Annotated in this window: 21 protein-coding genes; 16 read left to right on the top strand and 5 right to left on the bottom strand. The window is 71.5% G+C overall.

Going from position 1 to position 23,434, the window contains the following annotated elements; genetic code table 11:
* Positions 1-1,126 precede the first annotated feature (1,126 nt).
* On the top strand, positions 1,127-1,501 hold the full coding sequence (locus GV126_RS12450) for a hypothetical protein (protein ID WP_159665652.1): 375 nt from the start codon (positions 1,127-1,129) through the stop codon (positions 1,499-1,501).
* 275 nt (positions 1,502-1,776) lie between these two features.
* Here GV126_RS12450 and GV126_RS12445 read toward each other — a convergent pair whose 3' ends face one another.
* Together GV126_RS12445 and GV126_RS12440 are read right to left on the bottom strand one after the other, a co-directional pair.
* Entirely contained in the window at positions 1,777-3,159 is a 1,383-nt protein-coding gene (locus tag GV126_RS12445) for a hypothetical protein (RefSeq protein ID WP_159665649.1), read from the bottom strand.
* Positions 3,160-3,611: 452 nt separating this feature from the next.
* Positions 3,612-4,415, bottom strand: a complete 804-nt coding sequence (locus tag GV126_RS12440; protein ID WP_159665646.1) for a GntR family transcriptional regulator — start codon at positions 4,413-4,415, stop codon at positions 3,612-3,614.
* 296 nt (positions 4,416-4,711) lie between these two features.
* Here GV126_RS12440 and GV126_RS12435 point away from each other — a divergent pair, with 296 nt between their 5' ends.
* From GV126_RS12435 to holA, 11 genes are all read left to right on the top strand, one after another.
* The gene (locus GV126_RS12435) at positions 4,712-4,999 is read left to right on the top strand and encodes a hypothetical protein (RefSeq protein WP_159665643.1); all 288 of its coding nucleotides are present in this window, start codon (positions 4,712-4,714) and stop codon (positions 4,997-4,999) included.
* The gene (locus GV126_RS12430; RefSeq protein ID WP_159665640.1) at positions 4,996-5,259 is read left to right on the top strand and encodes a hypothetical protein; all 264 of its coding nucleotides are present in this window, start codon (positions 4,996-4,998) and stop codon (positions 5,257-5,259) included. The genes GV126_RS12435 and GV126_RS12430 overlap by 4 nt, the downstream gene beginning before the upstream one ends.
* Positions 5,259-5,444: a hypothetical protein gene (locus tag GV126_RS12425; RefSeq protein WP_159665638.1), complete on the top strand. Its 186-nt coding sequence runs from the start codon at positions 5,259-5,261 to the stop codon at positions 5,442-5,444. The genes GV126_RS12430 and GV126_RS12425 overlap by 1 nt, the downstream gene beginning before the upstream one ends.
* Complete coding sequence (locus GV126_RS12420; RefSeq protein WP_159665635.1) at positions 5,444-6,886, top strand: DUF2637 domain-containing protein; 1,443 nt, start codon at positions 5,444-5,446, stop codon at positions 6,884-6,886. The genes GV126_RS12425 and GV126_RS12420 overlap by 1 nt, the downstream gene beginning before the upstream one ends.
* 163 nt (positions 6,887-7,049) lie before the next feature.
* A complete protein-coding gene (locus GV126_RS12415; RefSeq protein WP_159665632.1) occupies positions 7,050-9,419 on the top strand; it encodes a hypothetical protein in 2,370 nt (789 codons plus the stop codon).
* A gap of 206 nt (positions 9,420-9,625) precedes the next feature.
* Positions 9,626-10,441, top strand: a complete 816-nt coding sequence (locus tag GV126_RS12410) for a hypothetical protein (protein WP_159665629.1) — start codon at positions 9,626-9,628, stop codon at positions 10,439-10,441.
* A 117-nt stretch (positions 10,442-10,558) separates the two neighbouring features.
* Complete coding sequence (locus GV126_RS12405) at positions 10,559-10,948, top strand: hypothetical protein (RefSeq protein ID WP_159665626.1); 390 nt, start codon at positions 10,559-10,561, stop codon at positions 10,946-10,948.
* A gap of 125 nt (positions 10,949-11,073) precedes the next feature.
* Positions 11,074-11,628: a hypothetical protein gene (locus GV126_RS12400; protein ID WP_159665623.1), complete on the top strand. Its 555-nt coding sequence runs from the start codon at positions 11,074-11,076 to the stop codon at positions 11,626-11,628.
* Between the two features lie 92 nt (positions 11,629-11,720).
* Positions 11,721-11,966 (top strand): hypothetical protein, encoded by a 246-nt coding sequence (locus GV126_RS12395; protein WP_159665620.1) that lies wholly within the window; start codon positions 11,721-11,723, stop codon positions 11,964-11,966.
* 120 nt (positions 11,967-12,086) lie between these two features.
* Positions 12,087-12,452 carry a hypothetical protein gene (locus GV126_RS12390; RefSeq protein WP_159665617.1) on the top strand — a complete coding sequence of 122 codons (366 nt, stop codon included), beginning with the start codon at positions 12,087-12,089 and terminating at the stop codon, positions 12,450-12,452.
* A 4-nt stretch (positions 12,453-12,456) separates the two neighbouring features.
* A complete protein-coding gene (holA, locus tag GV126_RS12385) occupies positions 12,457-13,446 on the top strand; it encodes a DNA polymerase III subunit delta (RefSeq protein ID WP_185947962.1) in 990 nt (329 codons plus the stop codon).
* 265 nt (positions 13,447-13,711) lie between these two features.
* Here holA and rpsT read toward each other — a convergent pair whose 3' ends face one another.
* The gene (gene rpsT, locus GV126_RS12380; protein ID WP_028422158.1) at positions 13,712-13,978 is read right to left on the bottom strand and encodes a 30S ribosomal protein S20; all 267 of its coding nucleotides are present in this window, start codon (positions 13,976-13,978) and stop codon (positions 13,712-13,714) included.
* 235 nt (positions 13,979-14,213) lie between these two features.
* On the opposite strand from rpsT, the gene lepA reads away from it, so the two are divergent.
* The 4 genes from lepA (at position 14,214) to hemW (ending at position 21,783) form a co-directional block, all read left to right on the top strand.
* A complete protein-coding gene (gene lepA, locus GV126_RS12375; RefSeq protein WP_159665611.1) occupies positions 14,214-16,082 on the top strand; it encodes a translation elongation factor 4 in 1,869 nt (622 codons plus the stop codon).
* A 329-nt stretch (positions 16,083-16,411) separates the two neighbouring features.
* Positions 16,412-18,286, top strand: coding sequence for an AMP-dependent synthetase/ligase (locus GV126_RS12370; protein WP_159665608.1), 1,875 nt, complete (start codon positions 16,412-16,414; stop codon positions 18,284-18,286).
* A gap of 344 nt (positions 18,287-18,630) precedes the next feature.
* Complete coding sequence (locus tag GV126_RS12365) at positions 18,631-20,505, top strand: ATP-binding SpoIIE family protein phosphatase (protein ID WP_159665605.1); 1,875 nt, start codon at positions 18,631-18,633, stop codon at positions 20,503-20,505.
* 45 nt (positions 20,506-20,550) lie between these two features.
* Complete coding sequence (gene hemW / locus GV126_RS12360) at positions 20,551-21,783, top strand: radical SAM family heme chaperone HemW (protein WP_159665602.1); 1,233 nt, start codon at positions 20,551-20,553, stop codon at positions 21,781-21,783.
* Between the two features lie 89 nt (positions 21,784-21,872).
* Here the strand turns inward: hemW and GV126_RS12355 are convergent, their stop codons facing one another.
* Entirely contained in the window at positions 21,873-22,676 is an 804-nt protein-coding gene (locus GV126_RS12355; protein WP_159665599.1) for a DUF3097 domain-containing protein, read from the bottom strand.
* 32 nt (positions 22,677-22,708) lie between these two features.
* On the bottom strand, positions 22,709-23,434 hold the full coding sequence (locus GV126_RS12350; RefSeq protein ID WP_159665596.1) for an MBL fold metallo-hydrolase: 726 nt from the start codon (positions 23,432-23,434) through the stop codon (positions 22,709-22,711).

Below are 23,434 nucleotides of genomic sequence, written 5' to 3'. Positions count from 1 at the left end.
GGCGGGTCGCCCGGACCCCGCGGCGGGACAGGGCCGGTGACACCGCACCTGCGGAACCGCTGGGCACGCCCGCCGCAGAACACCCCCGAGAACACGCCTGGACGGCGCCAGGAGCCCCGTTCCCGACACCGACGCCCCGGAGTGCCGATCAAGCGCTGAGAGCCGCACAGGGACGCTCAGGGACGCGCCGACTCCTCTTGTGGCTGTCGCCCGTAGGGCGTCCGCTGTCCCATCGGTGGAGCCTGGGGCGCCTGTGGCGCCCCAGGCGGAGCCGATTGGGCTGTGTTGAGTCGCCCCGGAGGGGCGTCCCCTTTATGGGTTGACCTGCACGTACGCACTCAGGCCAGCCACCCACGGCGCGGGCCCGTCACCCGTCGGGGTGACGGGCCCGCGCCCCTCTCTCTTAACCCCTAACAGGCCCTCGGGCCCTTGATCGACGGTGGAGCCTCGCTCCGCCCGTCGGTCCCCTGCAACTCCACCAGGGTTGCGGCTACGACCTGCGCTTCCAGCGCGAGGGGGTCGGCCTTCGAAACGGTGGTGAGGGTGGGTGGTGCCCCAGTACCGGGGTACTGGGGCACCACCGATCAGAGGCCCGAGGGCCTGTTAGGGGAACGAGGTGGGGAGACCGTTCGGCAGGGCCGGGCAGGCGGCACCGACCTTTCAGGTCTGTCTGTAAGGGGGGAGGGAGGCGTATCCGGCGCCGTGGCGCCGTCGGACGCGGCGAAGCCGCCCTCACGCGCGCTCGCGCACCACTACAGGTACTTAGCCCTCCGGGCGTCACCACGGCGCTCACGCGCCGAAGGCGCTCTTGTGTTCTCTCGTCTTCTAACCAACCCAGTCTTCTAAAGAGAGTGCAGGGTCCCCCGACTGTCGGGAAACCCGACAGTCGGGGCTGACCTGCGAAAACGCTTCGTTTAACGAGGTCAGCCCCGAGTGCGGGAATTCCGACACTCGGGGCTGACCTGCGAAAACGCCTCCGGGAGGGTCCGCCGGCGACTCCGACAGGTGGTGTGCGCATTGCGCACAGCGGCCGCAACGACGGAGTGTGCGCAATGCGCACGGCAGGGAGGCAAGATTGGCGTGCGCAACGCGCACACCACCGTCAGGACAACGAAGGGACTCCCCCGTGGCCGTGACCGTCACGCCGCAGACCGAGCTGCGCATCGAGGTCGCCTGGACCCGCCTGGACGACCGGCACGGCCACCTGGCCCGGGCTGTCACCTCCGGACGCCTCGCCCACGGCCTCCAGGCGCTCGCCGACGACTACGGCGCCGGGTACACGCCGCAGGCCTCAGCCGAGGACGCGCTCGCCGCCGCACGGGCCACCACGCAGCTCGCCCGGCTCCTGGAGTCCCGCGCCGCCGTCCAGGTCGTCCACCTGCGCGACGACCACAAGCTGTCCTGGCGCACGATCGCCGAGCACCTGCACGGCGACCCCGAGAAGCACTCCACTGTCCGGCGCCAGTACGACACGGGCCGCCGGCACATCGAGGGCGGCTGACCGTACGCAATGGCACGCCGCAGGGCCAGAGTCCGTGAGCCCGGCAGTACCGGACTCACGGACTCTGTAACTCTGGAGTTGCGGCAGGCACGAACGCGCCACCCGGCACCGTTCTGGCCATCATTGTCTTGTCTGGTTCGGCGAGGCCGCCGGCGCCGAGGGCGCGACATGCCGAAGTCCCGGAGTCACAGACTTCGGGACTTCGGCATGTCGGCGACGGTCCAGCTGGTGTCCGCCCGCGCTCCGGTGGGGCGCGGGCGGACGTGGCAGGTCGGTCAGCCGGTCTGGGAGTACGCCAGCAGCTCCGGGTGCTGCCGGGCGATCTCCTCTTGCAGGCGGCGCCGCTCGGCTTCCTCCTCCGCCCTGCGCCGGGCCTGCTCCTCCTGGCGGGCCCGTTCCTCGGCGGCCGCCTGCTCCCGCTCGGCGTGCTCGGCGTAGGCCTCCTCCAGCATCGCGTCCCACTGCTCGGCGGCGATGCGCTTGCGCTCCTCTTCGGCCTGCAGAAGCCGCTCCTGCAGCGCCCGGGCGGCTGCCTCCGCCTCCTCGGTCTCCCGGCGGCACTGGCGGCACAGCCTGTCCTCCGGAGCCTCGCCCCTGCCGAGGGTGGTGCAGCCCCGACACTTCCACCGGGTCCGGGTCGGGGCCGCCCCTGGTGAGGTCTCACCGCGCTGCTCGGGAACTCCGGTGACGCGGTCGGCCTTGTGGTCCTCGCGCCGCTGCTTGCAGGTCCGGCACGGCAGGCTGGTGTCGAGGATGACGCCGTCCTCGCACATCGGCTCCGGGCAGTCCGTCGACGGTCGCACCAGGGCGACCGCCACGCCGACCGGCGAGCCGATCCCCTTGCCGCCCGGTGCGGCGGCCTCCTCGTAGCCGTGCTTCCACCAGCGGCGTTTGATCCGCTCGGCGACGACATCGGCCGTGCGCGAGTCCAGCGCCTCCAGGATGGCGTCACGCAGCACCGCCGGACGGTACGACGGCAGCAGCAGCTGCAGCTCCGTGGGGAAGGCCTCCTCCACCAGGCGCATCGCGGCTGCCTGCTCCCGCGACAGCCGTTTGCCCGGCGCCTTCGCACCGGCCGCCGCCCTCGTCGACTTCGCGGCCGCCGTCTTCCGCGGCTGCTGCGCAGGTGGCTTGGCCTCGGCCGCCTTACCTTGACTGCCGCGGCCGCCGGCGGCCGCGGCCCCCCTGGACGGAACGGTGAAGTTGATCCCCTTTTGCCCGCGCTGTCGGGGCAGGAGCTTCTCCCGCCGCTTCGCCGCCGCCTCGAAGGCCTTCTTGGTCGGCTGGATGACTTCCGCCGTGCCCGGGCGTACCTGCGGCTCAGCGTCGATGGTCTCCAGGAGATCCTGGATCTCCTCATCCGTGGCGGGCACCTCGTAGACGACGACCTCGGTCGCCCACTGGTTGTTCTCGACCAGCTGGTAGCGGACCTTGACCACGTACTGGGCCACCTGCAGCAGACCCATGGCCCCGGCCATGGCGTCCCGGCCGTAGCCGTACTTCTCCCCGATCTCCTTGAGCGTGATCTCCCAGCCGTCCTGGTGCCGCAGCAGCACCGTCAGCAGGGCCAGGGCCATGAAGTCGAGGGCGACCGCGTTGTCGATCGTCTCGTTGGGGACCGCGGCGAACTTTGGCGGCCGCCCTGAACGCTTCCTCAACGCACACCCCCTCTCGGGGTGGCGGAGTCCGGCTGCGGCACGATCGTGCCGAGCGGTCGTGCGATGGTGCGCATCGTGCTGGGGTCTCCCCTGGTATCGGGGAGCCGTACGGAGGGCGGATCGTCACCAGATAGAAGTGACGCGGCACACGCGAGCTGTTTGCTGCGGCCGGGTCTGGCTATTCTGATATCGGTACCCGGGCCCTTAGGGCCAGGTGCCCGGCGATACCGCCGACGTACGACTCGGAGCTTTGGTAGGCGGGCGAGTCGACTCACAGACGGCCGTTCCTGTTGGCGCAGGGACGGCCGTCGCCATGTCTACGGGGGCTGTTCGTACTTCACGGAACCCATCTTCCTCTTCACTCACTGCTGCCCAACGGGTGGGACACGAAGTTGTTGCGGCGCCCGAAGCCCTCGGTTGGGTGAAGACCGGCAGGACCAGGCGCCATGGCGCTACTTCGGTCTGACCGGGGCGACTGGCCAGCGTGCCGAACGAGCTCGCTGCAGTTCGCTGAACAGCTCCACCCGGTCGCCCGGGATCACACGAACGGTGACCTCGATGGGGCGTTCCGTCCGGGCAGACCTGCCGATGATCGTGGTCTCCAGGACAGGCATGGCCGTCGAGATGTTCAGCAGCTGTGCTTCATCCCGCTCGGGCAAGCGGATCCGGATGGTCTCTGTCCAGGCGATCGGACCGTGGCCAGCCTCTTCGAGGCGGTCGAGGTATCCGCCCGGACCGGTCGACGCCTCCGCAACCTGAGGAGCGTCCTCTACTGCTTCCGGGCTGAGCCATGTGTCGACCAGCTGAAACGGCGGCTCGCCGGCCGGGGATGTGACACGTCGGCGACGCAGGGTCTCGGTGCCGGGCTCGATGCCGAAGTGCTCCGCCACCTCCTTTGGGGCTGGCACGAAGGATCGGACTGGACGACCGTGGACCTCCCACGGCTCGTCCGGACGGGCTGCCGCAGGGAAGACGTAGCCGCGAGCCGGGTCACGGGTGACTGTGGTGCCGCGAGTTACGCGCCGGCGGCCTGGCGCTTGCAGCACGACGAATCCCGTCCGCTTGACGCTCCGGACCAAGCCTTCGGACTCCAGTGCCTTATACGCGGCGCGCATGGTCTCGTACGACACACCGGCCGCCTCTGCGGCGGGCTTGAGCTGCGGCAACGCCGATCCTGGCGAGTACGTGCCGTCTTCAATCTGACGGCGTACCTCGTCGGCGAGCTGTCGCCATTTCGGCGTCCTTGGCTGAGTCATCGGAGTGCGTCTCTCCCCGTGGTAGTTGGCCTAGGCGATCAGCCTAGGACAGACCTAGGTTTAACGTCGATTCGGGGTCTTGTCTAGCGTGTCGGCAACTCGTTTAGATCTAGGTTCTTGACATCTCTTGATCGGTAGTGTGTCATCGAATCAGCCGGAAGAAACCTAGGTTTCAATGGTCCGGTGAACCTACAGGTGCCCTTCCTGTGAGGGCACCGCCATGCCAAAAACGGCTCCCCAGCCGCGCCAGGCCGGGGAGCCGCATGAGGGCCGACCGAGTAGAGGGGCACGACCCTATGAAGACCATCGTTGCAGGTCGAATCGTGGACAGCGAGACCGAGTACATCGAGGCCGCGCTGGGCTTCGGCATCGACTTCGCCGACCTGCGCGCCGCCTCCCCCGAGATGCAGGCCGCCTTCCTGGAGTTCGTGGAGGACACCAGCGACCCGGAGAACGGCATCGACCGCGAGAACATCGCGCACCTGCGCCGCACGCTGAGCATCCGCCCGCCGGCGAACGTGGTACCGCTGCCGCGGCGCGGCACCGCCGCCCTGGCCACCGCGAAGGGTGGTCGGGCCGCATGAACTTCACGACCTCCAACCCCCGCCTGATCGTCCTGTTCTCCCTGCTGCCCGTGATGCTGGGCCGACTGCGGCTGTTCGCCGCGCTGGCCGGCGGCGCCTGGCTGTGCGGGATCGAGCTGGACGTCATGGCCCGCGTCGGCATGGTGCTGATCACCCTCGTGGTCATCGCCCTGGACGCCGTCCTCACCCCGCCGGGCGCCCTCGCCTCTCCCGCCTTCCGCACGGTGGCGGGCGGCTTCAGGGACAAGGAGGCGGCGTGATGCAGACCGCGATCACCCGGCATCGCGGCCGCCGGGCCGCGACCGCACCGCAGTCCGCGGACATGACGGACTGGACCGGCGCTGACTTCGACTCCTGGGAGGTCCTGACCTCCCTCAACGTCTCCGACCCGATTACCCGCGTCACCCGCGCCCGCCAGGGGCGCGGCCAGGAAAGGACTCGCTGATGGAGACGACGACCTACGAGGGCCGCCGTCAGCTGGACAGGATCAAGGCCCGCGTGGCGGCTGCCCAGGCCGAAGCGGAGGGGCGACGCACCAACGCCCTGGCGGACATCGAGATCTCCGAGGCCCGCGAGAAGGCCGCCGAGCGCAAGGAGCTGCGCAAGCAGGCGGCGAAGACGAAGAAGCTGGAGGAGAAGGCCAGGCGCCGGGAGAAGCGGGCCGCCGCCCGCAAGGCCCGCAACGAGCGGTTCGCCGCTGCGATCGCTGAGCCGCTGCCGTGGGTGATGACCGTGGTCGTCACCAGCATCGCGTTCGCCTTCCCCGGGCAGTTCTCGGCGGTGGTCGGCCTCGGTGTGATCTGGGTGCTGGCGCTGATGGTGCCCCTCTTCATTGAGGGCGCGACGTGGGCGATGGCCTGGCTGCGCAAGTGGGCGGTCGCCAACAACAAGCCCGCGGGCCTCTACACGGTGATGACCTGGCTGTTCGCCTCGGTCGCGGCCGGGCTGAACGCCTGGCACCACGCGGACAAGCCGCAGCTCGCGGTCGTGTTCGCCGCCTCGTCGCTGTTCGGCGTGGCGGTCTGGGAGATCTACATGCACTCCCAGAGCCATGCGGCCGGCGGCCGCACTGCGGAGGAGATCCGGATCGCACTGCTGCGGCGGATCACCCACCCGCGCGTCACCTGGCGGGCCATGTGGCTGCGCACCGCGACGATCCCGCCCCTGTCGAAGGCGGAAGCCTGGGACCGTGCGTGGCGCCAGGAGCACGGCGCCGAGCCGGGCGTGAAGAGGAGCATCCTCAAGCGGTTCGGGAAGCGTTCGGGCAAGGTCGCCGGGCTCGTCGAGCAGTACGACGAGCTGAGGCCCACAGCGTCGCTCGCGATGTTTGACGCGCCCGTCGAGCCGGTGCGCGAGGTGCCCGCCGGCGAGGGGTGGATGATCGACCCGGAGGCCATCAGGAGGATCCTCGCGGACCCCGCGAACGCCCTGCGCGCGGACCGCACGAAGGCATCCGCCGCGAAGATCAAAAAGGGCGCCGAGGTCCCCGGTGGGGAGCCCGCGCAGGGCCCGCGTGCGGCGCGCACGCGCGCCAAGAATGAGCAGGTCAAGCCCAACAACCCCCCCTCCGCGCGGGGCCGTCAGAAGGGCTCTGACGGGGGCGGTTCGAAGCTGTCCCGCGTGGCCCGCGCGCTGGCCGCGGAGACTGCCCGCGCGGCCACGCCGGAGCAGGCCGAGGCCGAGAAGAAGGCGGCCCGCGAGTGGGTCCTCGCGCGGCTGCGCGCGGACCAGGAGACCGGCTGGCGGGACGTGCAGCGGTACTTCGAGAAGGAGGTGCCGGAGCACATGCGGGTGGTGCGCGGGGAGACCTGGTGCCGTCAGCGGATCAAGGAAGCCGAGCGTGAGTACAACGGCGACCCGGTCCTGCATCTCGCCGCGACCAGCTGATACGCGCGACAGACACCGAGGCAGACACCGGAGTCTGTAAGTCCGTGACTACCGGAGTCACAGAGTTCCCAAATGACAGAGCGAGACGGGGCCGGTCCCTCACCGACCAAGACGATGGCCGTCCCCGTCTCGCCACCACCCCAGATGAGGAGGCAAGACCAGCATGAACGAGACCGACGAGCGGACGGCGGAGACCGGCCGCGGCGAGGCGGTCGCGAAGGTGATCCGACTGCCCTTCGCCGACACCGCGCCTGAGGTCTCCGACACCCCGGCGCCCGAGACCCCCGCGCCCACGCCGGCGGCCCGCGTCGACATGACCAAGCCCGAGCCGCCCGCGCCGGTCGAGGGGAGGGTGTTCACCGCCCAGGAGTGGGAGCTGGGGGAGGACCCGGAGGGTGACGCGCCGTGGATCAGCCCGGCGCTTCGCACCCCGGAGGGCCGCACGGCCCGCCGTGCGTACGTCCAGCGCCAGGCCCGGCGCCGGATCCGCCGGTGGGTGGCGCGGCAGCGGACGCCGCGCGGCATCGTGCCCACCACCATCCGTGGCGGCGTGCGCATCCACCGCTGGGTGCGCGGGATCGAGGGGCAGAACGCCGATGCCGCCAAGCGCCGCGCCGAAATGCTCGCGCGGGAGGCAGAGCGGGCGGCCCGCCGGGCCCAGTTCGCGCTGCTGCAGAAGGACGCGAAGAAGAAGGCCGCCGACATCGCGCAGCAGGAGTCGTCGATGGCACTGGTCCAGGCCACCGCGGCGGCCGCCACGGCCCGCAGCAAGTTCCTCCAGCGCGCCGCCGCTGCCTACCTGCCGATGGCCGGGATCGACGCCGCTGGATTCGTGTTCATGGACGGCATGATCGGTCTGGGCGCTGGCGTGCTGGTCAACCTCGCGGTCCTGGCCCGGGTCGGCCGCCGGCCGGACATGAGCCCGGAGGAGCTGGAGGAGCTGGAGCGCGCCGAGGCCGGTCTGCCGGACCGGTTCGAGATGGGCATGACGCCGCGCGCGTTCGAGGCGATGCTGCACGAGGCGCTGACCAAGGAGATCGGCGTCGCCGTCCACTCCTTGCAGGTCCGCCCGCGCAACTGGGGCTTCGAGACCGTGGTCGTACTCAAGAACCAGACCCCGGAGAAGCTGTCGGCGAACCTGGGCCTGCTGGAGGCGTGCCTGCCGGGCGTGCGCACGAATTCGGCGCTGCTGCAGCAGTCCGCGCAGGCCCGCAACGAATGCGTGCTGCGTATTCCGGGCGACGACCCGTGGAAGGCCGTGCCGGAACTCCCCTACCGTGCGCCGAAGTCGGTCACCACTCACGAACTGCACAAGGCGCAGTTCGGCGCCGACATGTCCGGCCGCCCCCTGGCCCTTCCGGGCAAGCGGACCAGCGTTGCGTACATCGGCAAGTCCCGCTCGGGCAAGTCGACGATGCTGCGGGCCCGTCTGGACGTGCTGACCGCGACCAACGACCGCATCATCGTGGGCATCGACCTCGGATCGTACGGTTCGGGCTTCGGCCCGTACCGCAAGTGCATGTCCGCGGTCGCCCGGACGCCGCAGGAGGCCCGGGTCGTTCTCGAATGGGCCCTGGCGATCGGAATGGGCCGGCCGAAGCTGTTCGACCGGCTCGGAATGGGCCTGAACTGGGAAGCCAGCCCGGAGCGGCCCGGAATTACCGTCGTCATCGACGAATTCCCGGCCCTGGTCATGGCGGCCAAGAGCGAGACCTTCCCCGAGCCCGAGGAAGGCGAGGAGAAGCCGCTCCGCCTGGACGAGCTGGTCAAGCAGATCAAGCTCACCTCGGAGAAGTCCGACGTGGACTTGGAGATCGCTTCCCAGGGCGTCACCCGCGACCGGGTGGGCGCGAACATGTGGCTGGCCGAACTCCCGGTCCAGGTCATGTGCGCCTGCGACAAGGACGACATCGTGCAGATCGCCGGCGGCGGCGCGATGGCCCAGGGCTGGCGGCCGGACCGGCTGCTGCCCGCGATGGGCGACGCCGTCAACGACGCGTCGGTGGCGTACGTGATGGCGGGCGGCGACTACTGCGAGCCGATCCCTTACCGGGCCTGCATCACCAGCGACGAGGAGGCCGACCGCCGGGCCACCGAGCGGGCCGCGGCCGGGATGTGCGAGCTGGACGCCGAGTCCAGGGCGTTCGTCCCCGGCGTCGTGCTGCCGAACCCCGGCGGCGGCGACCCCTGGGACGACGACGAGGTCGAGCAGGAGCCGCTTCCGATCCTGCTGCGCACGATCCGCACGATCTACCGGGACCTCGGTGACCCGAGCGGCCTGACGGAGGACGAGCTGTTCGACCAGCTCCACGGGTTCGACCCGACCTCGTGGGACTTGGACAGCTTCGTCCCTGAGGGCGGCAAGCCGGTGACCAAGGGCGCGGTCCTGGCCCTGGTGCTCGACAAGGTCCTGGCCCCGCGCGGCCAGAAGTGGGCCAAGGAGTCCTACCGGCCCAAGGGCGCCTCCAAGACGGTCAAGGGCTACCGCCTGCGCGACCTCAAGGCTCTCATCGGTGAGGGCGACGAGGCCTGACCCGCTTCCGGAACACCGGGAAACATGCAGGTCAGCGGGGGGAACCGGGCCGGAACAGGTCCGGAACCCCCCGCCCCCGGCCGGAACATGTTCCCCCGTCCCGGCCCCCGTTCCGGCCCTGTTCCAGGGCTCTGACCTGCACGTTTCCCTCAGTTCCCCCGCTGTTACGTCCGGAAGATCCCAAATGTTCCCCCGGAGGAGGTCCGATGCCGATCAGCCCGTGGAGGGCCCTCAGCCCCGACAACGGTGATCACTACCTGTTCTTCGAGCGCCGCTTCCGCTACATCGTCGAGGACCCCGAGCACACGTGGCGCCGGGCATGGATTCCGACCGTGATCGCCTGCCCGGTGTGCGAGGCGGACACCGGCCTGCGGCTGGCCTTCAAGACCGGCATGGACGCAGTGGTGGAGGCCGCCTGCCCGGTCGGACACACCTGGGTCGAGCCTCGCGTCGACGTCTCGCAGTGGATGGCCTACTGCCGCTACCGCGCCGGGCAGCAGGAGATCGACTGGCTGTGGCTGATCGAGGCCGGGTTCGGAGAGGAGCCTCCCCCGCCGATCGACTATGCCCAGGAGATCCGCAAGGGCGCGGTCGAGATCGCCAAGTACGGCCGGCGCAAGGTGAGGGCGAAGATCCGCCGCGAGGTCCGCTCGGTCAAGAAGAAGGTCAGCAAACGGGTACGCAACGAGGCCATGCGCCCGGTGGCCGCCCTGCTTCGGACGGCCTGGACCATGCAGGCCGGAGGCGTCGAGCCGGTCAAGACCGCCCGCCGGCGCCCGGCGGAGCCGAAGCCGCCGAAGACTCCGCCGGTCGCCGCCTATCGCAAGGCCTATGGCGTCCAGGCCCCCGCGAAGGGGCCGACGTGCCTGGTCTGCGAGGACACCGGCCGGATCACCGCCCCCGGGATCTCCGTCCCTTGCGTCGAGTGCGACGGCCCGGCCGCGGCCGCCCTGGCGGCCGCCGAGCGCCGCGCCGACCGGGCCCGCCAGGGCAAGGACGAACGCCGCACCACCAGCAAATAACCAGCTCGGGCGCTCGCGCCGAATCCCGAACTCTGTAAGTCCGGTAGTCCCGAAGTTCGGGATTCGGCGGGAACGCCCGGCAATCCGGCCGGATTCCCCGACGACGAAGGAGCCATCGTGAACGTCCCCTCCAAGCTCACCGCCCTGGCCGCCCGCATCCTGGGGAAGACCTGGGCGTACGAGAGCACCGAGGAACTCGCCGCAGCGCTCGACAGGCAGGTCGAGCAGCTGCGCGACGAGACCATGCCGGAGCACCTGGCCGGCGCGGCGAGTCTGACCAGCGCCCCCGCCTACCAGCCGGGCCTGATCGACCTGCGCGGCGACATCTACGACGCCGCCGTCTACCTGGACGCGCTGACCACCAGCGCCACGGCGCTGGGCGACGCCGACCTGGTCGAGGCGCTGCGGGAGGCGGGCGAGGCCGCGCACGAGCTGGTCGCCCTCCTCGCGGCCGCCGCCCACGCCACGATCCCTGCCCCCTCCGTCCCGGCCTCCCGGATCGCCTGACCAGCGGAAACAAGATGGTGCCTATAAAAAGTAGGCACACTCTAGACAGGCCTACAAAATGTAGGCATCCTAGAAGTGCGGCACCCGAACGGGGGGCCGCGCACCGAAGGGAAGGAACCCCGCTCATGACCGCGATGCACCTCAACTCCGCCGACGGCCACGGCCACGGCCGCGCCCTGCGGGCCCGGCGCTGCACCACCCGCGTCCTGCGCCTGGTGGGCGACCACATCTCGACCGTCGCCGTCGGCGTCGTCGGCGCCGGTGCCCTCGCCTGGATGATCAACCACGTCACCGAGTTCGCCCCGGTCCTGAACATCACCGACAACATGGCGATCCTGCTGATCCTGGCCACGTGGGGCACGGCCCATCTGGTGAAGGGCTTCGCGTACGACGTCGCCGACGGCATCGACCCCGACGCCCGCGACGGCGACGACCTGTGGAAGGCCGCCACAGCCTTCCGGGACACCGCCGAGGACATCACCAACGGCGCGAACTACGACGACATCCGGCTGGCCCTCCAGACCAGCCAGGTCCTGCCCGCACTGCACGAGCTGACCGTGCACCTGCGCGGCGCGTACGCCCTGGACGGCGAGATGGAGGAGGCGGCCGCGCTCAGCGACACCGTCGCCCTGGTCCGCGTCGCCGCCGAGTCGCTGGGCCACCGCGACCTCAGCGAGTGACTTCGCCCCGGGGCGGCCGCCATCCCGGCCAAGGTCAGCCGGCCGCCCCGGGCCCCGAACCTCCCCTCCTTCGCAGAGACAGGACGGCAGTCATGGGATTCCGAGACAAGATGCGCGAGACCTTCATCAACCAGACCACCCGCGCGGACGGGGAAACCCCCGCCCTCGCTCAGCGGGCCACTCAGGTCTGTTCCCTGGCAGCCGACATGGCGAGCCACCACAGCGCCGTTGCCGCCGCTGGCATCGCCGGTCTCGGCGCTGCTGCGGTCGCCGCGGAGGGCGCACTGACCAACTACGTGTACCCGAAGGGCGACTACGCGACGTTCCGCGAGGACTGACTTCGCCCCGGGGCGGCCGCCATCCCGGCCAAGGTCAGCCGGCCGCCCCGGGCCCCGAACCCGCTCCAGAACGGAGCAGGAGGAGCACCCATCCTCCCCTATCCAGAAGGAGCTGACGAAATGCCCAAGTCCGACGCCGAGAAGGCCGCCGAAGCACAGCGCGTACAGCAGGTCCAGCAGCGCCTGGCGGCCGCGAAGGCCACCCGCGACCAGCGCAAGGCCGACGCCGAGTTCGACTTCTGGGCGGCCGTCGCCGCCGCGATCGACAGCGGCGAGGTCAAGCAGGCCGAGGCTTGCGAGGCCATCGGCTACAAGCGCGAGTACGTCCGCCGCCAGCTGATCGAGCACCGGGCCCAGGCCGCGGCCCGGGCCCGGTGCTCGATCAGCTGGCGGCCTGTCTCTTATACACAACCGACGCGGCCGACGACACGCCCGGACCCCCGCCCCCGTCGCGGCCGTGTTGTCAGTGGCCCGTGGGATGCTTGACGCGATGCCCAGGAAGACCGCGAACGACGATCCTCTCGCCCCGGTGACCCTTGCCGTGGGCCAGGAGGAGCTGCTGCTCGACCGTGCCGTGCAGGAGGTGGTGGCCGCCGCGAAGGCCGCCGACGCCGACACCGACGTACGGGACCTGACCCCCGACCAGTTGCAGCCCGGCACGCTCGCCGAGCTGACCAGCCCCTCGCTGTTCGCCGAGCGCAAGGTCGTGGTCGTGCGCAACGCGCAGGACCTGTCCGCCGACACCGTCAAGGACGTCAAGGCGTATCTCGGGGCGCCCGCCGAGGAGATCACCCTCGTGCTGCTGCACGCGGGCGGCGCCAAGGGCAAGGGGCTGCTGGACGCCGCGCGCAAGGCGGGGGCGCGGGAGGTGGCCTGCCCGAAGATGACCAAACCGGCCGACCGGCTGGCGTTCGTCCGGGGCGAGTTCCGCGGCCTGGGACGCTCCGCCACGCCCGAGGCGTGCCAGGCGCTGGTCGACGCGATCGGCAGCGACCTGCGGGAGCTGGCCTCCGCGGTGTCCCAGCTCGTCGCCGACGTCGAGGGCACGATCGACGAGGAGGTCGTCGGCCGCTACTACACCGGCCGGGCCGAGGCCTCCAGCTTCACCGTCGCCGACCGGGCCGTGGAGGGCCGGGCCGCGGAGGCCCTGGAGGCGCTGCGCTGGTCGCTGGCCACGGGCGTGGCGCCCGTGATGATCACCAGCGCGCTGGCGCAGGGCGTGCGGGGGATCGGCAAGCTGATGTCCGCGCGCGGGGGCCGGCCCGCCGACCTGGCGCGGGAGCTGGGCATGCCGCCCTGGAAGATCGACCGGGTCCGGCAGCAGATGCGCGGCTGGTCCCCGGACGGCGTGGCCATGGCCCTGCGCGCGGTCGCCGAGGCGGACGCCGGCGTCAAGGGCGGCGGCGACGACCCGGAGTACGCGCTGGAGAAGGCGGTCGTGACGATCGCCCGCGCGGCCCGTTCCCGAGGCCGCGGCTGACCGAGGCTGATCTCCAGGACCGCTGACAGCTGATCTCGGAGGACCGCTGACAGAGGCTGACAGCCGACAGAGAGGACCGGGGCACGCCGAAGGCCCCGGTGCCTCCCCCTGGGGAAAGGGGACGGTTCCGGGGCCCGCGGTTCGATAAGGCTGAGCCCGTACCCGCGTGGCGAACGCAGGCCGCGTACGGACTCGGAGTGCCGGTCGGGGGCGGATGAGAGAGGGCCCGCCCGGGGTCCTTCCGGCGGTCAGATCAAAGGGAGCTTCAGCCCTTGAGCGCCGCGACCTTCTGAGCCAGCGCCGACTTCTTGTTGGCGGCCTGGTTCTTGTGGATGACGCCCTTCGAGACGGCCTTGTCCAGCTGACGCGCGGCAACGCGCTGCAGCTCGGTGGCCTTCTCGACGTCACCCGCGGCAGCGGCCTCGCGAGCCTTGCGGATCGCGGTCTTCAGGGAGGACTTGACGGCCTTGTTGCGCAGCCGGGCCTTCTCGTTGGTCTTGATCCGCTTGATCTGGGACTTGATGTTCGCCACGAAGGAGCCTTCTCAGGTTCTGGCCCGGGGCCGCAGGGGTCCCGCGCCGGTGTTTTCTGTGAGTCGCGCCTCGCGACCGAGCGGGCATGCCGAACGGGCATGAGGCACAGCCAGTCAGACTACCAGCGGCCCTTGTCCCGGCCCAAACCCGCTCCCGCGGTCCGTACGTGGGACCATGGAGACTACGTATCGATCCGACCCGAGGCATAAGGCGCCTCAAGAGACAGGACCCTGCGTGCCCGCGACCACTGACAATGTGCCCGAGCCGAGCCGTACCGACCCGGCTCTGATCCGCAATTTCTGCATCATCGCGCACATCGACCACGGCAAGTCCACCCTCGCCGACCGGATGCTCCAGCTGACCGGGGTGGTCGAGCAGCGGCAGATGCGCGCTCAGTACCTCGACCGCATGGACATCGAGCGCGAGCGCGGCATCACGATCAAGTCCCAGGCGGTGCGTCTGCCGTGGGCTCCCACCCACGACCCCGGCAACACGCACATCCTCAACATGATCGACACTCCGGGGCACGTCGACTTCACCTACGAGGTCTCGCGGTCGCTGGCCGCCTGTGAGGGGACCATCCTCCTGGTCGACGCCGCCCAGGGCATCGAGGCGCAGACCCTCGCCAACCTCTACCTGGCGATGGAGAACGACCTCACGATCATCCCCGTGCTCAACAAGATCGACCTGCCGGCCGCGCAGCCGGAGAAGTTCGCCGAGGAGCTGGCGAACCTGGTCGGCTGCGAGCCGGACGACGTGCTGAAGGTCTCCGCCAAGACCGGTCTCGGCGTCGAGGCGCTGCTCGACAAGGTCGTCAGGGACATCCCGGCCCCGGTCGGCGTGGCCGACGCCCCCGCCCGCGCGATGATCTTCGACTCGGTCTACGACTCCTACCGGGGCGTCGTGACGTACGTGCGGGTCATCGACGGGCAGCTCAACAAGCGCGAGCGCATCAAGATGATGTCGACGGGCGCCACCCACGAGCTGCTGGAGATCGGCACCAACTCGCCGGAGATGCTGCCCGCCGACGGTCTCGGCGTCGGCGAGGTGGGCTACCTGATCACGGGTGTGAAGGACGTCCGCCAGTCCAAGGTCGGTGACACCGTCACCAGCCAGAACAAGGGCGCCACGGAGCCGCTCGGCGGCTACAAGGACCCCAAGCCGATGGTCTTCTCGGGCCTGTATCCGCTGGACGGCTCGGACTACCCCGAGCTGCGCGAGGCCCTGGACAAGCTGCAGCTCAACGACGCCGCGCTGGTCTACGAGCCGGAGACCTCCGCCGCGCTCGGCTTCGGCTTCCGCGTCGGCTTCCTCGGCCTGCTGCACCTGGACGTGATCCGCGAGCGCCTGGAGCGCGAGTTCGGCCTCGACCTGATCGCCACCGCGCCGAACGTGGTCTACCGCGTGATCATGGAGGACGGCACCGAGCACACGGTCACCAACCCGAGCGAGTTCCCCGAGGGGAAGATCGCCGAGGTGTACGAGCCGGTCGTGCGGGCCACGATCCTCGCGCCCACCGAGTTCATCGGCGCGATCATGGAGCTGTGCCAGACCCGGCGCGGCACCCTGCTCGGCATGGACTACCTCTCCGAGGACCGGGTCGAGATCCGCTACACCCTCCCCCTCGCGGAGATCGTCTTCGACTTCTTCGACCAGCTGAAGTCCAAGACCCGCGGCTACGCCTCCCTCGACTACGAGCCCACCGGTGAGCAGTCCAGCTCCCTGGTCAAGGTGGACATCCTGCTGCACGGCGACAAGGTGGACGCCTTCTCGGCGATCACCCACAAGGACCAGGCGTACGCGTACGGCGTGCGGCTCGTCGCCAAGCTCAAGGAGCTGATCCCGCGGCAGAACTTCGAGGTGCCCGTCCAGGCCGCCATCGGCTCCCGCGTGATCGCCCGCGAGACCATCCGCGCCATCCGCAAGGACGTCCTCGCCAAGTGCTACGGCGGTGACATCTCCCGCAAGCGCAAGCTGCTGGAGAAGCAGAAGGAGGGCAAGAAGCGCATGAAGATGGTGGGTTCCGTGGAGGTTCCGCAGGAGGCCTTCATCGCGGTGCTCTCCAGCGATGACAGCGCGGGATCGGGCAAGGCCAAGAAGTAACCGCCGGTGGCCCGGGTCGGCCGGCCGGCGCCCCGGCGAAGCGGGTGAAAAGGGGCCCGTCGTACGAAAGTGCGGCGGGCCCCTGTGCGTCCCGGGGCCCGCTCTGTGTACGAAGTGACAGGCCACAGCCCCTTACGCGGTGGCCGGTCGCCCCTTACCCTGTCCCTGCTCACTGGTTACTCGTGAGTTAAACAAAGCCCGAACCACGCGCGGACACACACCACCGCCCGACCTCGAACCACCCGTCCGAACCCCCCGCCCGAACCACCCGTGAGTCAACCCAGCCGCACCTTGAGCCAGCCGCACTGTCGCGGGCCCCGGAGGATGTCGTGAGCGACGCACAGACCCTGATCGAGAACCGTCCGCCGTCCGTGGCGGCCCTCTTCCTGGAGCGCGTGGCCGCCACCCCGGACGCGGAGGCCTACCGCTACCCCGTGCCGTCGGCCTCCGGCCAGGGCCCGGACGACTGGAAGTCGCTGACCTGGGCGCAGGCCGCCGAGCGGGTCTACGCGATCGCCGCCGGACTCATCGAGCTGGGGGTGCACCCCGAGGAGCGCGTGGCGCTGGCCTCCACCACCCGCGTGGAGTGGCTGCTCGCCGACCTCGGCATCATGTGCGCCGGCGCGGCCACCACCACGATCTACCCGCAGACCAACGCCGAGGAGTCGGCGTTCATCCTCTCCGACTCCGAGAGCAAGGTCCTGATCGCGGAGAACGCCGAGCAGCTGGCCAAGGCCCTCGACCAGCGCGCCGGGCTGCCCGACCTGCACCACGTCGTCGTCATCGACCCCGCCGGGGTGGACGGCGACGACTTCGTGCTCACCCTCGACGAGCTGGAGCGGCGCGGGGCGGCGTACCTGGAGGAGCACCCGCAGCTGATCAAGGAGCGGGTCGGCGCGCTGACCAAGGACCAGCTCGCCACCCTCATCTACACCTCGGGCACCACCGGCCGTCCCAAGGGCGTGCGGCTGCCGCACGACAACTGGGCCTACATGGCGAAGGCGATCGCCTCCACCGGCCTGATCGGCCCCGACGACGTGCAGTACCTGTGGCTGCCGCTCGCGCACGTCTTCGGCAAGGTCCTCACCTCCGGCCAGATCGAGGTCGGTCACGTCACCGCCGTCGACGGCCGCGTCGACAGGATCATCGAGAATCTGCCGGTCGTCCAGCCCACCTACATGGCCGCCGTCCCGCGCATCTTCGAGAAGGTCTACAACGGCGTCGCCGCCAAGGCCCGCGAGGGCGGCGCGGCCAAGTACAAGATCTTCCAGTGGGCCGCCGGGGTCGCCCGCGAGTACGCCCGGGTCACCCAGGACAACTTCCGGCGCACCGGCGTGCACTCCGCGCCCGCCCGCCTGGCCGCCAAGCACAAGATCGCCGACGCGCTGGTGTACTCCAAGATCCGCGAGGCGTTCGGCGGCCGGCTGCGCGCCTGCGTCTCCGGCAGCGCGGCCCTCGCCCCCGAGATCGGCTATTTCTTCGCCGGCGCCGGCATCCACATCCTGGAGGGCTACGGCCTGACCGAGTCCTCCGCCGCCTCCTTCGTCAACCCCGGCGAGGCCTACCGCACCGGCACCGTGGGCAAGCCGCTGCCCGGCACCGAGGTCCGCATCGCCGACGACGGCGAGATCCTGCTGCGCGGCCCCGGCATCATGCAGGGCTACCACAAGCTGCCCGAGAAGACCGCCGAGGTGCTGGAGTCCGACGGCTGGTTCCACACCGGCGACATCGGCGAGCTGTCCCCGGACGGCTACCTGCGCATCACCGACCGCAAGAAGGACCTCATCAAGACCTCCGGCGGCAAGTACATCGCGCCCGCCGAGGTCGAGGGCCAGTTCAAGGCCGTGTGCCCGTACGTGTCGAACATCCTGGTGCACGGCGCCGACCGGAACTTCTGCACCGCCCTGATCGCCCTGGACGAGGAGGCGATCCTGAAGTGGGCCGATGAGAACGGCCTCCAGGGCAAGTCGTACGCCGAGGTCGTCGCCGCCCCGCAGACCGTGGAGATGGTCGACGGCTACGTCCGGCAGCTCAACGAGGGCCTGCAGCGCTGGCAGACCATCAAGAAGTTCCGCCTGCTGCCGCGCGACCTCGACGTCGAGCACGGCGAGATCACCCCGAGCCTGAAGCTTAAGCGGCCGGTGGTCGAGCGCGAGTACAAGCACCTGATCGAGGAGATGTACGCGGGCACGCGCGAGGCGTGAGGACCGCGTCCCGCGCCCCTTGCGGGCGACCTGTCCCTCGCCCTCGGGGGGACCCCGCCCGCTCTTGCGAGCACCCGCCCCGCGACCCTCCTGAGGACTGTTCCCGGTCCTCGTATGGAGCCCCGCCCCGCGCCCTCCCAGGGGCGCGGGGGCGGACGCCCGCTTTCGCTTCCGTCGCCCCTTTGCCCACTCTCGCCTGAATCCGCCCGTCTTCGATCACTCCCGTAGCGCAGTTCTCCCGTACGACCGCCCACTTCGGTAACTCGCCGCTTATGGGCGCAGCCGGTCTGTCACCCTGTCCCCGACGACAGAACCGAGTTCGCGCGCATGCCCGGGAGCCGCAGATGGGGGTCATTCCGACACAGCGGGAGACCGCGTCCCCCGCGCCCGGCGCGCCCGCGCGCCCGGGCGCCCCGGCGTGCGCGCAGGCGCGCGCCACTCTGCCCGGCGGTCCTCTCGCGCCGGGCACCGCCCGCGCCCTGGTCCGCGCCGCCCTCGCCGAGTGGCGCGAGCGGGGCCTGAACGTGCCCGACCGCCTGGACGACGAGATCCTGGTCGTCGTCAGCGAACTGGTCACCAACGCCGTCGTGCACGCCGGCACCGATGTCGAGCTGACCTGCCGGCTGGAGCCCGACAGCGGCACCTGTGTCGTCGAGGTGGCCGACCGCCACCCCTCGCGCGCCCTGCGCCACCACGCCCCCGAGACGGCCTACGAGCCCCCGGAGTACGGCCGGGGCCTGCGCCTGATCACCGCGCTCGCCGAGGAATGGGGCATCACCTACCGCACCGGCGCCAAGACCGTCTGGGCCCGGCTGCCCGCCCAGCGCGACCCCGGCACCGAACCGCCGGACGACGACGAGCCCGCCCTCGGCGTCGCCGAGATCCTCGCCCCCCAGGCGCAGCGCGCCGAACGCGACCGCGAGTGGCTGGGCCGCGGCGCCCTGTCCTTCCTCGCCGAGGCCTCCGACCTGCTCGCCGGACAGCTCGACGAGAACCTGGTCGCCGCCCTGACCGGACAGCTCCTCGTGCCCCGGCTGGCCGACTGGTGCGCGGTGTGGCTGGAGGACGAGTCCACGCTCCGCGGCGGCTGGGGCGACGGCACGCAGGCCGCCGGACCGCGCCTGGCCCGGGTCTGGCACGTCAGCGAGAACCGCATCGAGGAGCTGCGCCGCGCCCTGGAGAAGGACCCGCCACGTCCCGGCGAGGACCCGGCCGCCGGCCCGGTGCCCTACCCCTGGCCCGGCGAGGCCCTCGGGCCGCGGGCGGCCGACGGCGCGGCGCTCGCCTACCGTCTGGTCGCCGGCGGCCGCCCGCTCGGCACGCTCGTCATCGGCCGGGCCGGGCTGGTGCGCTTCCCCGACGAGGTCACCGGGCTGGTGGAGGACCTCAGCCGCCGGGTCGCGCTCGGCATCGGCGCGGCCCGGCAGTACGCCCGCCAGGCCACCATCAGCGCCGTGCTCCAGCGCGGCCTGCTGCCCGGCGCGGTCGCCGAGATCCCCGGAATGCGCAGCGCCCTCGTCTACGAACCCTGCGACCAGGGCGGGCCCAGCGGCGACTTCTACGACCTCTTCCCGGCCGGCGACGGCCGCTGGTGCTTCGCGGTGGGCGACGTGCAGGGCAAAGGTCCCGAGGCCGCCGTGGTCATCGGGCTCGCCCGGCCCTGGCTGCGGCTGCTGGCCCGCGAGGGCTACGGCGTCGCCGACGTCCTGGACCGCCTCAACCAGCTCCTCCTCGACGACGCCACCGAGGCCGCCGACGCCGCCGCCCGCGCCCTGGTCGGCCCGGTCGCCCCCGGCGACGGCCCGCAGACCCGCTTCCTGTCCCTGCTCTACGGCGAACTCGCCCCCTTCGACGGCGGCGTCCGCTGCACCCTGGCCTGCGCCGGACACCCGCTGCCGCTGGTCCTCACCCGCTCCGGGGACGTGCGCACCGTCGCCCGCCCGCAGACCCTGCTCGGGGTCATCGAGGACGAGACATACACCTGCGAGACGTTCGAGCTGCGCCCCGGCGACCCGCTGCTGTGCGTCACCGACGGGGTGCCCGAGCGGCGCCCCGGCTCCCGCCAGTTCGACGACGGCGACGGCCTCGCCGCCGCCCTGGCGAGCTGCGCCGGCCTGGACGCGGAACCCCTCGCCGAGCGCATCCGCCGCCTCGTGCACGACTTCGGCGAGCGGCCGCCCGAGGACGACCTGGCCCTGCTGGTGCTCCAGGCCGAGTGAGGCGGGCGATCGGAGGTTCCGCGCCGGTACGGGACAATGGAAGGCATGCCTTCCGCACCCCCCGACGGCGGGCCCGTCCCCGCCGACGGCACGCTCCCCGCGTCCGCGCTCGCCGGGGCGGCCGACCGCCCCCTCGGGTTCTACCTGCACGTCCCCTACTGCGCCACCCGCTGCGGCTACTGCGACTTCAACACCTACACCGCCACCGAGCTGCGCGGCACCGGCGGCGTCCTCGCCTCCCGCGACAACTACGCCGAGGCCTTGGTCGAGGAGATCCGCCTCGCCCGCAAGGTCCTCGGTGACGACCCGCGCCCGGTCCGCACGGTCTTCGTCGGCGGCGGCACGCCCACCCTGCTGGCCGCCGGCGACCTCGTACGGATGCTGGGCGCGATCCGCGACGAGTTCGGCCTCGCCCCGGACGCCGAGGTCACCACGGAGGCGAATCCGGAGTCCGTCGACCCGGCCTACCTCGCCGTGCTCCGGGAGGGCGGCTTCAACCGGATCTCCTTCGGCATGCAGAGCGCGCGGCAGCACGTGCTGCGGATCCTCGACCGCACCCACACCCCCGGCCGCCCCGAGGCGTGCGTGGCCGAGGCCCGCGCGGCCGGTTTCGAGCACGTCAACCTCGACCTGATCTACGGCACCCCCGGCGAGTCCGACGACGACTGGCGGGCCTCCCTGGACGCGGCGATCGGCGCGGGCCCGGACCACGTCAGCGCCTACGCGCTCATCGTGGAGGAGGGCACCCAGCTGGCCCGCCGCATCCGCCGCGGCGAGATCCCCATGACCGACGACGACGTCCACGCCGACCGCTACCTGATCGCCGAGGACACCCTCACCGCGGCGGGCTTCACCTGGTACGAGGTCTCCAACTGGGCCACCTCCGAGGCCGCCCGCTGCCTGCACAACGAGCTGTACTGGCGCGGCGCCGACTGGTGGGGCGCGGGCCCGGGCGCGCACTCCCACGTCGGCGGCGTGCGCTGGTGGAACGTCAAGCACCCCGGCGCGTACGCCGCCGCCCTGGCGCAGGGACGCTCCCCGGGCGCCGGGCGCGAGCTGCTGTCGGACGAGGACCGCCGCGTGGAGCGCATCCTGCTGGAACTGCGGCTGCGGGAAGGGGTGCCCCTGTCCCTGCTGAAGGAGGAGGGCCTGGCGGCGTCCCGGCGGGCGCTCAGGGACGGCCTGCTGGAGAGCGGCCCGTACGAGCGGGGCCGGGCCGCACTGACGCTGCGGGGGCGGCTGCTGGCGGACGCGGTCGTCAGGGATCTGGTGGACTGAGCGGCCTGCCCCCGCGGTGGCGGGGAGCACGCACCACTCGGGCGAGTCGCCCCCCTGCGCAGCCGTTCACGCGGCGGGTCCCGGTGGGCTCAGGGCACGGTCACGTGGTCGATGAGACGCTCGACACATCCCAGCAGCTCGGGCTCCAGGTCCTTGTAGGACCGCACCCGCGACAGGACTCCCTGCCAGGCCGCGCCCGTGTTCTCCGGCCAGCCCAGGGCCCGGCACACGCCCGTCTTCCAGTCCTGCCCGCGCGGGATGTCCGGCCACGCCTCGATCCCCAGCGACGACGGCTTCACCGCCTGCCAGATGTCGATGTACGGGTGGCCGACCACCAGCGCGTGCTCACCGGTCACCGCCTGCGCGATGCGCCACTCCTTCGAGCCCGGCACCAAGTGGTCCACCAGCACGCCGAGCCGGGCGTCCGGGCCCGGGGCGAAGGCCTCCACGATCGCCGGCAGATCGTCCACGCCCTCCAGGTACTCCACGACCACGCCCTCGATGCGCAGGTCGTCGCCCCAGACCTTCTCCACCAGCTCGGCGTCGTGCCGGCCCTCGACGTAGATCCGCCCGGCGCGGGCCACGCGCGCGCGGGCGCCGGGAACCGCGACCGAACCGGAGGCCGTACGGGTGGGCCGTACCGGAGCGGTCGACGACGGCCGCACCAGCGTCACCGGGCGGCCCTCCAGCAGGAACCCCCGCGGCTGCAGCGGGAACACCCGGTGCTTGCCGAAGCGGTCCTCCAGCGTCACCGTGCCCGCCTCGCAGCGGATCACCGCCCCGCAGAAGCCGGTGCCGGGTTCCTCCACCACCAGGCCCGTCTCCGCCGGTACCTCCGGCACCGGCTGGGACTTCTTCCACGGAGGGGTCAGGTCGGGAGAGTACTGCCGCATTCGAGTGACGATAGGGAGATACGCCGCGCGGATCAGCGCGACACGCCGAAACGCGCGGCCAGCGCCTCCCGCTGGGCCCGGACGAAGGCCGCGTCCACCACCGCTCCGTGACCGGGCACGTACACCGCGTCCTCGCCGCCCAGGTCCAGCAGCCGGTCCAGGGCGGCCGGCCAGCGGGACGGCACGGCGTCCGGGCCCGCCTGGGGCTCGCCGGACTCCTCCACCAGATCCCCGCAGAAGACCACGGCCGGATCGCCCGGCACCACCACCGCCAGATCGTGCCCGGTGTGGCCCGGACCCACGTCCGCCAGCAGCACCTCCCGGTCCCCCAGGGGGAGCGTCAGGCGCCCGCAGACCTCGTGGCCGGGCCGCACCAGCGCCGCCACCGCCTCCTCGGCCGCCCGGGCGTCCAGCCCGTTGCGCACGGCGTCCTCGCCCAGCTCCGCCCGCCCGCGCTCGTCGTCGTAGACGGAGCCGTGCCGGCCGTGGACGCAGTCGTGCCCGCTGCACCCGCTCTCGTGCGCGCCGTCGCGCCCGGAGTGCGCGCCCCGCGCGGCGTAGATCTCCGCGCCCTCGAACGCCGCCGCCCCGAAGACATGGTCGAAGTGCGGATGCGTCAGCGCGAGAAGCGTCACACGGCCGCCGGCGAGCGCCTCCGCCCGCGCGCGCACCCGCGCACCCTCCGCCAGGCTCGACCCCGCGTCCACCAGCAGCGCCGCGTCCCGCCCCACGACCAGCCCCACCGTGCGGTCCCACAC

It is taken from the genome of Streptomyces mexicanus (assembly GCF_902506575.1).
In the GTDB taxonomy this organism is placed as follows: Bacteria; Actinomycetota; Actinomycetes; order Streptomycetales; family Streptomycetaceae; genus Streptomyces; species Streptomyces mexicanus.
The sequence above is the reverse complement of the archived record's forward strand: the minus strand, read 5'-3'. Positions and strand labels throughout refer to the sequence as shown.

Excerpts from the sequence above, each read along its gene's own strand:
- GV126_RS12355 (WP_159665599.1), bottom strand. The coding sequence starts at position 22,676 with ATGCGGCAGTACTCTCCCGACCTGACCCCTCCGTGGAAGAAGTCCCAG.
- holA (WP_185947962.1), top strand. The coding sequence starts at position 12,457 with ATGCCCAGGAAGACCGCGAACGACGATCCTCTCGCCCCGGTGACCCTT.
- GV126_RS12395 (WP_159665620.1), top strand. The coding sequence starts at position 11,721 with ATGGGATTCCGAGACAAGATGCGCGAGACCTTCATCAACCAGACCACC.
- GV126_RS12390 (WP_159665617.1), top strand. The coding sequence starts at position 12,087 with ATGCCCAAGTCCGACGCCGAGAAGGCCGCCGAAGCACAGCGCGTACAG.
- GV126_RS12415 (WP_159665632.1), top strand. The coding sequence starts at position 7,050 with ATGAACGAGACCGACGAGCGGACGGCGGAGACCGGCCGCGGCGAGGCG.
- GV126_RS12425 (WP_159665638.1), top strand. The coding sequence starts at position 5,259 with ATGCAGACCGCGATCACCCGGCATCGCGGCCGCCGGGCCGCGACCGCA.
- hemW (WP_159665602.1), top strand. The coding sequence starts at position 20,551 with ATGCCTTCCGCACCCCCCGACGGCGGGCCCGTCCCCGCCGACGGCACG.
- GV126_RS12365 (WP_159665605.1), top strand. The coding sequence starts at position 18,631 with ATGGGGGTCATTCCGACACAGCGGGAGACCGCGTCCCCCGCGCCCGGC.
- GV126_RS12440 (WP_159665646.1), bottom strand. The coding sequence starts at position 4,415 with ATGACTCAGCCAAGGACGCCGAAATGGCGACAGCTCGCCGACGAGGTA.
- GV126_RS12410 (WP_159665629.1), top strand. The coding sequence starts at position 9,626 with ATGCCGATCAGCCCGTGGAGGGCCCTCAGCCCCGACAACGGTGATCAC.
- GV126_RS12430 (WP_159665640.1), top strand. The coding sequence starts at position 4,996 with ATGAACTTCACGACCTCCAACCCCCGCCTGATCGTCCTGTTCTCCCTG.
- GV126_RS12435 (WP_159665643.1), top strand. The coding sequence starts at position 4,712 with ATGAAGACCATCGTTGCAGGTCGAATCGTGGACAGCGAGACCGAGTAC.
- GV126_RS12420 (WP_159665635.1), top strand. The coding sequence starts at position 5,444 with ATGGAGACGACGACCTACGAGGGCCGCCGTCAGCTGGACAGGATCAAG.
- GV126_RS12400 (WP_159665623.1), top strand. The coding sequence starts at position 11,074 with ATGACCGCGATGCACCTCAACTCCGCCGACGGCCACGGCCACGGCCGC.